Raw genomic sequence first — 11149 nt, 5'->3', positions numbered from 1 at the left:
TGGCGTGCACAGTCCTGCCCCTCTTGCGGCAGATCAAGTGATACGGCCGTGCCCGGCGGGAGACTGCCTCTCAGTTGCCGGCCCTGCGCGCCGGCCGTCACTGGAGAACCCATGCCCAAGAAACTCGCCCCCGCCTGCCTCGCCGCCCTGCTCGGCGCCATGGCCGCCCTGCCGGCCGCCGCGCAGGACGCACAAGGCAACTGGCTGGTGCGCGCCCGCGCCGTGTACCTGAAGCCGGCGAACCACTCGGCCCCGGTGGCCGACCTGTCGATTCCGGCCGATGCCATCACGGTCAACAGCAAGACCATTCCCGAGCTCGACGTCACCTACTTCTTCACGCCGAACATCGCCGCCGAGCTGGTACTGACGGTGCCGCAGAAACAGACGGTCACCGTGCAACGCAGCGCGCTGGGCGGGCCGGTGGACATCGGCAGCTTCAAGCACCTGCCGCCCTCGCTGATGCTGCAGTACCACTTCATGCCCACCGCGAAGATCCGCCCCTACATCGGCGCGGGCCTGAACTACACGCGACTGAGCAGCGTCAACCTGCAGGTGCCGACAGTGGGCCGCCTTCAGCTGCAGAACGAAAGCTTCGGCCTCGCGCTGGGCGCCGGCGTCGACATCGAGGTAGCGAAGAACACCTACCTCAACATCGACGTGAAGAAGCTGCGCATCCGCAGCGCCGTGAACATGGACGGCGTGCAGCTGTCGACCGTGAAGGTCGACCCGTGGCTGTTCGGTGTGGGCATCGGCTACCGGTTCTGACAAAGAAGCGCACTGCGGTCGTCGGGTATACGCAGCAACCCATAGGGTCAATACGCTCCGGCGACTTGCGCATCATCGCCATGGCCGTAAAATCAATCACCGGGCCCAAGTTTCTTGCGTCCGGTTTTTTTTGGCCGTCATTTTCATGACGCGACCACGAGAACCGGCCGGACCAAGCGCTCATTCGTTCCACTCAACGATTCCTTTCAGGAGCCTGGTCATGCAAATCTTCGATTACGACAACATCCTTCTGCTGCCGCGCAAATGCCGCGTGGAAAGCCGCTCGGAATGCGACGCCAGCGTCACGCTGGGCGAGCGCACCTTCCGCCTGCCGGTGGTGCCTGCCAACATGAAAACGGTGGTCGACGAGTCGATCTGCCTGTGGCTCGCGCAGAACGGCTATTTCTACGTGATGCACCGCTTCGACCTGGACAACATCCAGTTCGTGAAGGACATGCAGGGCAAGGGCGTGTTCGCCTCGATCTCGCTGGGCGTGAAGAAGCCCGACTACGACACCGTCGACCAGATGGTGGCCCAAGGCCTCGTGCCCGAATACATCACGATCGACATCGCGCACGGCCATGCCGACAGCGTGAAGAACATGATCGGCTACCTCAAGGCCAAGCTGCCGAAGTCGTTCGTGATCGCCGGCAACGTCGGCACGCCCGAAGCCGTGATCGACCTGGAGAACTGGGGCGCCGACGCGACCAAGGTCGGCATCGGCCCAGGCAAGGTCTGCATCACCAAGCTCAAGACCGGCTTCGGCACGGGCGGCTGGCAGCTGTCGGCGCTCAAGTGGTGCGCGCGCGTGGCCACCAAGCCGATCATTGCCGACGGCGGCATCCGCGACCACGGCGACATCGCCAAGAGCATCCGCTTCGGCGCGTCGATGGTCATGATCGGCTCGCTGTTCGCGGGCCACGAAGAGTCGCCGGGCAAGACGGTCGACGTCGACGGCACGCTCTTCAAGGAGTACTACGGCTCGGCCAGCGACTTCAACAAGGGCGAGTACAAGCACGTCGAAGGCAAGCGCATCCTCGAGCCCATCAAGGGCAAGCTGGCCGACACGCTGGTCGAGATGGAGCAGGACGTGCAAAGCTCGATCAGCTACGCGGGCGGCCGCACGCTGATGGACATCCGCAAGGTCAACTACGTCACGCTGGGCGGCGACAACGCCGGCGAACACCTGCTGATGTGAGCGCGACGGGCGGCCCTCCGCCCGTCTCTTTTCTTTCAGGCCTCGAGCAGTTGCACCGCGTAGCGGTGCAGCGCGTGCGCCGGATCGGCCAGCGCATCGACCACGCCGAAGTGGTCGAGCCCCGGCAGCACCTCGCACACCGGCACGGTGTGGCGGCCCCAGGCCTCGCGGATCATCGCGTTGTGGCGCAGGAATTCAGCGCTCTCGTTGCCCCCCACCGCCGCATAGAGCTGGCCGCGCGCCGGCGCAGGCCACAGCGCCGGGCTCGCACGCCGCGCGTCGGCATCGGTGAGCTTCAGCGTGTGCTCGAGGAAGGGCGTGCGCTGCAACGGCCGCAGGTCGAACAGGCCCGAGACCGACAGCGCATTGCGCACCAGCTGCGCGGGCAGATCGGGCGCCACCGCCTTCCAGTCGCAGGCCAGCAACGCCGCCGCCATGTGGCCGCCCGCGGAATGCCCGGCGACGGTGATGCGCGAAGGGTCGCCGCCATGCGCCGCGACGTGGCGCCAGGTCCATTTGAGCGCCCGCACCATCTGCAGCAGGATGCCCGGCACCGTCACCGGCTGGTCGACCGGGCCCGGGCACAGCGCGTAGTTGGGCTGCACCACGCAGATGCCGCGGTCGTGGAAGGCGGGGCTGATGAACGAGTGGTCCTTCTTGTCCATCGCGCGCCAGTAGCCGCCGTGGATGAAGACCAGCACCGGCGCATCGGGCACGGGCGCCGGAAAGACGTCGAGCGTTTCGTTCGGGCCGGTGCCGTAGGGCACATCGATACGGCACGGCAGCATGTCGCGCGCCGCGGCGGAATCGCGCCCCCAGCGCGCGAAGTACGCGGGGTGGTCCTTCACCCGCGCCAGGTTGTTGTACATGCCTTCCAGCCAGGCGGGGTCGTGCGCTTCCATGCGGTGCTTGCTCCTTGTTTTTCCGGGGCGCATCTTGGCACGGCCGCGTGCATGGAAATGCGCGGCTGGATAAAATGTGGGGTGTGTTGGGGGGGTAGCTCAGCTGGGAGAGCGCCGCGTTCGCAATGCGGAGGTCGGGAGTTCGATCCTCCTCCTCTCCACCAACCGACCCAGCAAAAAGGCCTTGGCAATCGCCAAGGCCTTTTTCATTTGCAGCTGTGCGCTGCGGCCGGGAAATATCAGGCGTCGAGCGTCAGGTGCTGGCCGTGCAGCGCCGCGGCGCCGGGCGATGCCAGGAAGCCGATGGTCTGCGCCGCGACCGAGGTCGACACCCACTCGGCCGGGTTCGCGTCGGGCATCGCCTGGCGGTTGGCCGGCGTGTCGAGCACGCTGGGCGCCACGCTGTTGATGTTCACGCCGTGCGGCGCGGCCTCGGCCGCCATCGATTCCACCAGCCGCTGCAGCGCGCTCTTCGACGCGATGTACGCCGCCATGGCCGGCAGGCCGCGCGCCGCCACCTTCGCCGTCACCGCGACGATGCGGCCCGCGCGGCGCTCGATCATCGAGGGCAGCACGGCCTGCGTCACGGCGACGAACGACCAGGCGTTGAGGTTCATCATCCGGTCCCAGCTCGCGCGCGTGAGTGCGTGCGTCGCCTCGCCCATCTCGAAGCCGCCGGCAATGTGCACCAGCGCATCGACGCGGCCGAAGGCCTGCAGCACCTGGCCGGTGAGCGCGGCCATGTCGGGCGCCGAGGTCACGTCGCCGGCCAGCAGCAGGTGCTGTGAGTTGTCCAGGCCCGGGAAGACTTCGGCCAGGCGACCGGCGTGGTGATCGACCAGCGCGAGCCGCGCGCCCTGGTCAAGAAAGTGCTGGGCCACGGCCCGGCCCAGCGCGCCCGCGGCGCCGGTGATCAGTACATGGGGCGTGTTGCTTGCATCGCTCATCGAAAACTCCTCGGATAGGGGGTGGGGCGGGGCCCCGACGGTCGCGCATCCTAACGCTCTCGTACAAATGTGCAGAAAATTTTTGAAGTCCCAAAAAAATTGGTATATACTCGTGGTCTTGCCAGAAAACACTAACGGTTTTCAAAGCAAGGGCTCTTAGCTCAGTTGGTAGAGCAGCGGACTCTTAATCCGTAGGTCGAGTGTTCGAGTCACTCAGGGCCCACCAACCAACATCGCGGCAACGCTGGAAAGCCTGCTACCCACAAGGTAGCAGGCTTTTTTCATGGTGCGTTCACTTGTATGTTTGATCGCGCCGACGCGACCCTTCGCAAGCCCCTCCCCGACATCCCGTGAAGAAATCCAAACCCGCGCCATCGCCGAAATCCTTCGACCTCAAGCAGCACTGGCATTGGGGCCGCGGCATGCGCCAGTTGCGTATTGCCGACTTCCTGAAGGACGGCCGCCTGCTGGTCCCCGGTGACCTCACGGGCGAAGGCCCGGCCACCGATGACGGCACCGGCGCGCTGCGCACCGTGGGCGGCGTGCAGGTCGGCAGCGCCGACTATGAAACCGGCCTGATGTGGGTCGGCCGCAAGCTGCGCGAAGGCGACCTGCCGAGCAAGCCCCAGGGCTGACCTAGCTACGGCGCCGTGACGCGCCGCAAGAACTGCAGCGAGCGCTCCAGCGCCAGCCGCCCCGGCGCATCGTCGAGGTTGAACTGGTACTCGTGCGGCAACGCCGGCGTTTGATCGGCGGGGAAGAACAGGCTGTCGACCTGCACGCCCTTCGCCATCAGCGTTTCAGCCATCGACCGCGACTGCCCTTCGAGCGGATCGCCGTTGCCCGCGGTGATGAACGACGGCGGAAAAGCCCCGGTCACATAGCGGCGCACCGACGCAGTCTCGAAGGCCGGCGCGTTCTGGAAATCCTTGCTGCCGCTGTACGACCAGAACACGGTCCGCAGGAAACCGCCGAAGGCACCGTCGAGCTTGGCCTGCGCCGCGTCGTAGGCGCCGCAGTGCAGCAGCATGCCGCGCAGCTGCTCGCGCGCGATGACGGGCGTGAGGCCCACGGCTTTCGCGTACCCCGGCACGGCCACCGCGTTCGCGACCTGCGCGACGATATGCGCACCCGCCGAGTCGCCGGCCAGCACGAGCCGCGCGGGGTCCACGCCCAGCCGCGCCGCCTCGCGTACCAGATAACCCAGCGCCGTGTTCACCTGCCGCACCGGCACCGGATAGCCCTGGCCCGGCGCGATCGAATAACCGACGGCCACCACGGTGAAGCCCTGCCCCGCCAGCACGCGCGCGTAGTTCGCCACGTCGCGCCGGTGGCCCGAGACCCAGGCGCCGCCGTGCACCCACACGATGGTGGGTAAGGGCTGCGCGCCCGCCGAGGCCGGACGGAACACGTCGAGGTAGGCGTCCGCGTCGGCCTCGTCGTAGTGCTGATCGAGCACCGCCGCGATACCGGGCGGCACGTGCTTCTGCAGCGACTGCGACGCGGCGTCCGAGCCCTTGCCGAAGGCGTAGCGGATCATCAGCACCGAAGGCCACGGGCTCCACTGGAACGCGGCATAGCCCACGATCACGAGGCCGGCGATGACACCGAGGATCCGCAGCAGGATGGTCTTGAGCTTCACGGTGGAGCGCCTGCGCCGGACGGCCCGGCGCTTCAGGGAGCGCCCCGCATTCTGCTTGCCACGGGCAGTGCCCCGCTATGCTCGCCTCACATGTCGCCACCGCCCGTCATCGCGCCCTCCTCCGCGCTCACACAACCGCTGCGCCACGCAGCACACACGCTGTGCGCAGCCCTGGTGTTCGCGGCGGCGCCCACCTTCGCATCGGCCGCGTCCGGCTGCCTTGCCACGGCCTCCTACATTCCGCCGCCGCCCCGCGCCCTCGCGATGGCCGCGCTGGCCCGACAAGAGCACATTGCCTTCGGCAGCCAGACCATGGACGCCGAAGGCCGACTCACCGAGTCTGGCTATTCAGAAGCAGAAGACACGCGCTATCCGATCGGCGCGCAGCCCGCATGGCAACGCGTGCTGCGCTACTGGCGTGCGGTCGATCCGTCGAGCGAGCGGTTGCCTTCTCTCGTTCGCTTCGGCGCCCCGCAGGCGGCCGACCGCACGCGGTTGACCGACGCGCTGAACCAGGCGAGCGCGGCGCGCCTGCAAGGCCTGGGCGTCGGCCCCGGCCAGGGGCTGGACGCGTCGGACCAGCGCGCCCTCGAAGTGGCCCTGCAGCGTGTCGCAGTGATCGACACGCCCTGGTCCGCCGCGTTCATCAGCTGGGTGGCGCGCGAGGCCGGGCTCGGTGCCGACGAGTTCGTCTTTTCCGAGGCGCACGTCGACTACGCCGGTGCCGCCTTGCAGGCCGGCATCGATGAAGCAGCGGGCCGCGCGACACCGCAGGCCCTGCGCGCCTGCGACCTGATGCGCACGCCACCGCGCCCGGGCGATCTGGTCTGCCATGCACGCGGCGCGCGCGGTGCCGCGCTCGACGGCTTCGGCAAGATCGGCGAGTGGCTCACTGGGCGCCCGACGGGCGGCGCACCGTTGCCGATGCACTGCGATGTGGTGGTGGGCGTGGACGGTGCGGGCTTCGATGCCGTGGGTGGCAACGTGCTGCAGTCGGTCACCTTGCGGCGCCTGGCCTTTGCGCCCGGCACGCGGCTGCTGGACCCGAGCTACCTGCCCGAAGGCTGCACGGCGGGCGGCAGCGCATGCATCGATCGCCACATGAGCCGGCAGCCGTGGTCGCTGCTGCTGCAGTGGCGTTGAAAGAAAAAACAGGAACGGTGGGGCGCGTGCCCCGGTCCGTCAGTCGCGGTAGTACACCTCGACAGCGCCCTTGAGCTTGATCAGCAGCGGATAGCCCTTGCGGTCCAGCGTGCGGCCGGCGGGCACCTTGATCCAGCCTTCGCTGATGCAGTATTCCTCGACGTCCAGGCGGTCCTTGCCGTTGAAGCGGATGCCGATCGGGTGCTCGAACACGGCGGGAATGTGGTGCGGGCTGCGCGGATCGGTCGAGAGATGGTCGGGCAGCGTGGGCTTGGAGGTGGCTTCTTCGGTCATGGGGAAACGGGTGTCTGAATCGACCCGAATGATAGAACCTGCCGCATGCCCCTTCGCGGGCGCCGCTAGCGCCGCTTCTTCCAGGCCTTGGGCGGCGGCTTCGGCCCGAAGCCCAGCGCGGCGCGCGCGAGCGCGTCGGCCTCGCCGTTGCGGTGGCGCGGAATCCATTGCACGCGCGCCTCGTCGAAGCCCTGCAGCAGCGTGCGCGCCTCCTCGAAGAGCGGCGCCATGCGCACGATCGGCCGCACGTCGGCAGCGCCACTCAACTGTTCGACCAGCGTGCTGTTGTCGCTGAAGGCCTGCACGCTCGTGGCGCCGCGCGCCTGCAGCTCGCGCAGCGCGAGCGTCAGTGCCCGCAGCTCGGCCTCGTTGTTGCAGCCCGTGGTGTGCGTGGCCTGCGAGAAGGTGTGGCGGGTGCCGTCGGGCTGGGTGATGACGACGCCGACGCCCATGCGCCCGGGGTTCGGCATGGCGCTGCCGTCGCAATGGACGACCCACGGGGGAAGGCGCTCGGGCGCGGCAACGGTCATGAAGAAGCAGGAAGCAGAGGAAAGAGGACGAACGCGCTCAGCAGTTGTTGCGCTTGATGCCCGCGAGATTGCACGGCCGCTGGCCGGGCGGTGGCCCGGGGTCGCGCGGCGGACGCGGCGGCCGGGGGTGATACCCCGGTCGCGGCGGGCCGTAGTACGGATCGCCGCCCCAGATGTAGGTCGGCCCCGGGTCGGCCGCGGGCGCCTCGCCCACCGGGTAACGCGGAATGATGGCCGGCCCGGAGGGCGTGGGTTGCGGCGGGGGTGCGGACGGCGCCGCGTAGTCCGGCCGGCGCGGCGTGTCTTCCTCGCTGGAGGCGCGCGGTGGTGCAGGCGGCGGCTCGTCGATGCGCAACTGCCGCGACTGCCTGGTCCCCGGCGGGCAGGCGCCGTCGGTGTAGACGATGCGGCCGTCGGCATCTGTGCAGCGCACCACCTCCGCCTGCGCGGCCGGAGCGGCCACGACAAGCCAGAGCAGCGAAACGAAAAGAATGGTGGGCGAGCGCATGGAGACGCCCTTTGTAACAGTGCGCGGCCGCTCGAACAAGCAGGCACGCAGAAACGGGTGGGGGATGAGGTTCGCAGCAGAGGAAAAGTCGATGCTGGCCGGCGCGTCAACGCGACTTGGCTCGCGCCCCTTTCCTGGCCGGAGGACTGGCCTGCGTGGTGATGCGCGGGTAGTGCTCGAAGGTGTGTTTCATCACGTCGCGCAGCCAGACCACGGCCGGGTCGTGGTGAAAGCGCGGATGCCAGTGCTGGTTGAGTTGAAACTGGGGCACGGGCACCGGCGGCTCGAACATGCGCACCGTGCCCATGCGGGCGAAGACCTCCGCCAGTTCGCGCGGCACCGTCGCGAGCAGATCGGCGTGCCGGTCCATCAGGAGCGGAACCATCAGGAAGTGGGGCGTCATCACGGCCACGGTGCGGCGGATGCCCTGGTCTTCCAGCACCTTGTCGTAGCTCTCCGCCGAGTGGCCGGTGAGCGAGACCACGATGTGCCGCATCGCCTCGAAGCGCTCGCGCGTGAGGGTGGCGCCGATGTCCTTGTTCCGCGCGCTGGCGATGGTCACGAAGGAGTGCAGGAACAGGCGCTGATGAAACAGCCCCTCGGGCGCCGCACGGATGGACCCCACCGCCAGGTCGGCCTCGCCTGACGCAAGCAGCCCTTCGACCTGCTCGAGCGGCACCTGCAGCGTGCGCAGCGAACACCCGGGCGCCTCCTTCTTGAAGCGCTCGAGCAGCGGCGGCAGGAACACCAGTTCTCCCATGTCGGTCATGCACAAGGTGAAGGTGCGTCGCGCCAGTGCGGGCTCGAACCGTGCGCCCGCCAGGATCTGCTGGCGCACGGTGGTCATCACCTCCACCACCGCAGCGCGCATGCCCTCGGCCTTGCGCGTGGGCTCCATGCGGCTGCCGACCTTGACGAACAAGGGGTCGTCGAAGAAAGCACGCAGCCGGTTGAGCGCATGGCTCATCGCGCTCTGCGTCAGCCCGAGGCCCTGCGCGGCCTTCGTGACACTGGCCTCGCGAAACATCGCGTCGAAGACCGCCAGCAAATTCAGGTCGAGGTTTTCCGCATGCATGCCGCGCATTCTAGGAATGACTGAAATGACATTGATACATGAGAACCCTCGTCCTACGCTCTGCCCATGCCGTGACCCGAACGCGGCGGACAACAAAGGAGACGCCCCATGTTCATCAAAAACACCTGGTACGTGGCTGCCTGGGACAACGAGCTCACGCCGCAGGGCCTGTTCGCCCGCACCATCATCGGCGTGCCCGTTCTCATGTACCGCAAGGACGACGGCGAGATCGTCGCCATGGAAGACCGCTGCTGCCACCGCGGCGCGCCCCTGTCGGTGGGACGGCGAGAAGGCGACTGCGTGCGCTGCATGTACCACGGCCTGAAGTTCGACGCCTCGGGCCAGTGCATCGAGGCACCGGCTCAGAAGCGCATTCCCATCCAGGCCAGGGTGCGCAGCTTCCCGGTGGTGCAACGCCACCGCTGGGTCTGGATCTGGATGGGCGCCCCCGACAAGGCCGACCCTGCGCTGATCCCCGACACGCCCTGGCTGGACGACCCGCACTGGCGCAGCCTGGACGGCTACATCCACTACGACGTCAACTACCTGCTGATCTGCGACAACCTGCTGGACTTTTCCCACCTGCCCTTCGTGCACCCGACCACGCTGGGAGGCAGTGCGGACTACGCCGCCGCCCAGCCCAAGGTCGAACGCATCGACCACGGCGTGCGCATCACCCGGTGGGCCCTCGACACCGAGCCGCCGCCTTTCGCCCAGGCGGTCAAGGACTGGGGCAGCAGGGTCGATCGATGGAACATCTACAACTTCACCATCCCGGCCATCCTGCTGATGGACTCCGGCATGGCGCCCACCGGCCAGGGCGCAGCCGAAGGCAACCGCGACGGCGCGATCGAATTTCGCGGCTGCCAGGCCATCACGCCCGAGACGGAAAACTCCACCCACTACTTCTTCGCGCATCCCCACAACTTCGCCATCGACCAACCCGAAGTCACGCACTCGATCCACCAGGCCGTGGTGGATGCCTTCGATGAAGACCGCGACATCATCACCGCGCAGCAAAGGAGCCTGGCGCTGGCGCCCGACTTCAAGATGATGGCCTTCGGCATCGACGCCGCGCTGAACCAGTTCCGCTGGATGGTCTCGCGCCGGCTGGAAGAAGAAGCGCTCGAGGAAGCCGCGGCCCGCCCTGCCGCCACAGCAGCGCCCGAACCCGCCCGGGCCTGAGCCATGAAGCTCCTCGTCACCCGCCTCACGCAAGAGGCGCAGGATGTGCTCGGCTTGGAGTTGCGTGCGCAGGACGGCACCGCGCTGCCGCCCTTCACCTCGGGCGCCCATGTGGACCTGCTGCTGCCCGGCGACATCCGCCGCCAGTACTCGCTGGCCAACTCGCCGCTGGAGCGCCACCGCTACGTGCTCGGTGTGGGCCTGGCGCCAGCCTCGCGCGGCGGCTCGGCCTTCGTTCACCAGCGCCTTGCCGTGGGCGATGTGCTCGAGGTGGGCGCACCGCGCGCCCTGTTCGGCATCGACCCGGCCGCCACCGAGCACGTGTTCGTGGCCGGGGGCATCGGCATCACGCCCATCCTGAGCATGATCCTCTGGTGCGAGGCCAACGCCAGGCCCTGGAAGCTGCTGTACTGCGTGCGCACGCGGGCCCGTGCCGCCTATGCGTGGACATTGGCGCGCCACCATGACCGCGTGCAGCTGCACGTGGACCAGGAAGCGGCGGGCACGCCACCCGACCTGGCGGGCTGGCTGGCCGGTGCGGCCCCAGGCGCCCACCTCTACTGCTGCGGCCCCGAAGGGCTGATGAACGCGGTCGGTGCAGCCGCAGGCGTTGTCGGCATCGACAAGGCGGCCACCCATTTCGAACGCTTCGCACCGCCGGAACCCGCCACGCCCGCAGCGCCGGCCGGCACCTTCACCGTGGTGCTGCATCGCAGCGGCCAGAGGATCGAGGTCGCACCGCGGCAGAGCCTGCTCGATGCCCTGGAAGGCGCCAACGTCAGCGTTCCCTTCTCGTGCCGCGAAGGCATGTGCCGCAGCTGCGAGGTGCCGCTGCTCGAGGGCGAGGCGGATCACCGCGACTTCGTGCTCAGCGACGAGGAGCGCGACAGCCACACCTGCATCCTGCCCTGCGTGTCTCGCGCGCGCAGCGCCGTGCTCGTCCTCGATCTCTGACGCCCC

The 11149-nt window shown here is 68.2% G+C and carries 13 protein-coding genes and 2 tRNA genes; 8 read left to right on the top strand and 7 right to left on the bottom strand.

All coding sequences use genetic code 11. The annotated features are described in order from the left end of the window. The first annotated feature begins 111 nt into the window (after positions 1 to 111). Positions 112 to 765: an OmpW/AlkL family protein gene (locus AC07OX_RS08920; RefSeq protein WP_495260587.1), complete on the top strand. Its 654-nt coding sequence runs from the start codon at positions 112 to 114 to the stop codon at positions 763 to 765. 220 nt (positions 766 to 985) lie between these two features. After that, positions 986 to 1963, top strand: coding sequence for a GMP reductase (locus tag AC07OX_RS08915; RefSeq protein ID WP_095744259.1), 978 nt, complete (start codon positions 986 to 988; stop codon positions 1961 to 1963). A gap of 35 nt (positions 1964 to 1998) precedes the next feature. Here AC07OX_RS08915 and AC07OX_RS08910 read toward each other — a convergent pair whose 3' ends face one another. Continuing rightward, positions 1999 to 2865, bottom strand: coding sequence for an alpha/beta hydrolase (locus tag AC07OX_RS08910; RefSeq protein WP_495260588.1), 867 nt, complete (start codon positions 2863 to 2865; stop codon positions 1999 to 2001). Positions 2866 to 2953: 88 nt separating this feature from the next. Between AC07OX_RS08910 and AC07OX_RS08905 the strand changes: the two genes are divergently transcribed. Next, positions 2954 to 3029 (top strand) — tRNA-Ala (locus AC07OX_RS08905). Positions 3030 to 3104: 75 nt separating this feature from the next. On the opposite strand, the gene AC07OX_RS08900 is transcribed toward AC07OX_RS08905, so the two are convergent. Then, the gene (locus AC07OX_RS08900) at positions 3105 to 3812 is read right to left on the bottom strand and encodes an SDR family NAD(P)-dependent oxidoreductase (RefSeq protein ID WP_095946812.1); all 708 of its coding nucleotides are present in this window, start codon (positions 3810 to 3812) and stop codon (positions 3105 to 3107) included. A gap of 150 nt (positions 3813 to 3962) precedes the next feature. Between AC07OX_RS08900 and AC07OX_RS08895 the strand changes: the two genes are divergently transcribed. After that, positions 3963 to 4038: transfer RNA gene (locus tag AC07OX_RS08895), tRNA-Lys, on the top strand. Positions 4039 to 4162: 124 nt separating this feature from the next. Continuing rightward, positions 4163 to 4447: a hypothetical protein gene (locus tag AC07OX_RS08890; protein ID WP_062468955.1), complete on the top strand. Its 285-nt coding sequence runs from the start codon at positions 4163 to 4165 to the stop codon at positions 4445 to 4447. Between the two features lie 5 nt (positions 4448 to 4452). On the opposite strand, the gene AC07OX_RS08885 is transcribed toward AC07OX_RS08890, so the two are convergent. Next, complete coding sequence (locus AC07OX_RS08885; RefSeq protein ID WP_495260589.1) at positions 4453 to 5454, bottom strand: alpha/beta hydrolase; 1002 nt, start codon at positions 5452 to 5454, stop codon at positions 4453 to 4455. 90 nt (positions 5455 to 5544) lie between these two features. Between AC07OX_RS08885 and AC07OX_RS08880 the strand changes: the two genes are divergently transcribed. Beyond that, positions 5545 to 6597 carry a DUF2272 domain-containing protein gene (locus tag AC07OX_RS08880; protein WP_495260590.1) on the top strand — a complete coding sequence of 351 codons (1053 nt, stop codon included), beginning with the start codon at positions 5545 to 5547 and terminating at the stop codon, positions 6595 to 6597. A 39-nt stretch (positions 6598 to 6636) separates the two neighbouring features. On the opposite strand, the gene AC07OX_RS08875 is transcribed toward AC07OX_RS08880, so the two are convergent. From AC07OX_RS08875 to AC07OX_RS08860, 4 genes are all read right to left on the bottom strand, one after another. After that, positions 6637 to 6891 (bottom strand): DUF3297 family protein, encoded by a 255-nt coding sequence (locus AC07OX_RS08875; RefSeq protein WP_062468964.1) that lies wholly within the window; start codon positions 6889 to 6891, stop codon positions 6637 to 6639. A gap of 65 nt (positions 6892 to 6956) precedes the next feature. Continuing rightward, complete coding sequence (locus tag AC07OX_RS08870; RefSeq protein WP_495260591.1) at positions 6957 to 7421, bottom strand: ribonuclease HI family protein; 465 nt, start codon at positions 7419 to 7421, stop codon at positions 6957 to 6959. Positions 7422 to 7458: 37 nt separating this feature from the next. Then, a complete protein-coding gene (locus AC07OX_RS08865; protein ID WP_495260592.1) occupies positions 7459 to 7929 on the bottom strand; it encodes a DUF4124 domain-containing protein in 471 nt (156 codons plus the stop codon). 106 nt (positions 7930 to 8035) lie between these two features. Next, positions 8036 to 9004, bottom strand: coding sequence for a LysR family transcriptional regulator (locus AC07OX_RS08860; protein WP_139701919.1), 969 nt, complete (start codon positions 9002 to 9004; stop codon positions 8036 to 8038). 108 nt (positions 9005 to 9112) lie between these two features. Here AC07OX_RS08860 and AC07OX_RS08855 point away from each other — a divergent pair, with 108 nt between their 5' ends. Then, entirely contained in the window at positions 9113 to 10189 is a 1077-nt protein-coding gene (locus AC07OX_RS08855; RefSeq protein WP_495260593.1) for an aromatic ring-hydroxylating dioxygenase subunit alpha, read from the top strand. Positions 10190 to 10192: 3 nt separating this feature from the next. Beyond that, positions 10193 to 11143 (top strand): PDR/VanB family oxidoreductase, encoded by a 951-nt coding sequence (locus AC07OX_RS08850; protein ID WP_495260594.1) that lies wholly within the window; start codon positions 10193 to 10195, stop codon positions 11141 to 11143. The last annotated feature ends 6 nt before the right edge of the window (positions 11144 to 11149 follow it).

This window comes from Variovorax sp. GW821-FHT09D07, from assembly GCF_059416345.1.
The sequence above is the reverse complement of the archived record's forward strand: the minus strand, read 5'-3'. Positions and strand labels throughout refer to the sequence as shown.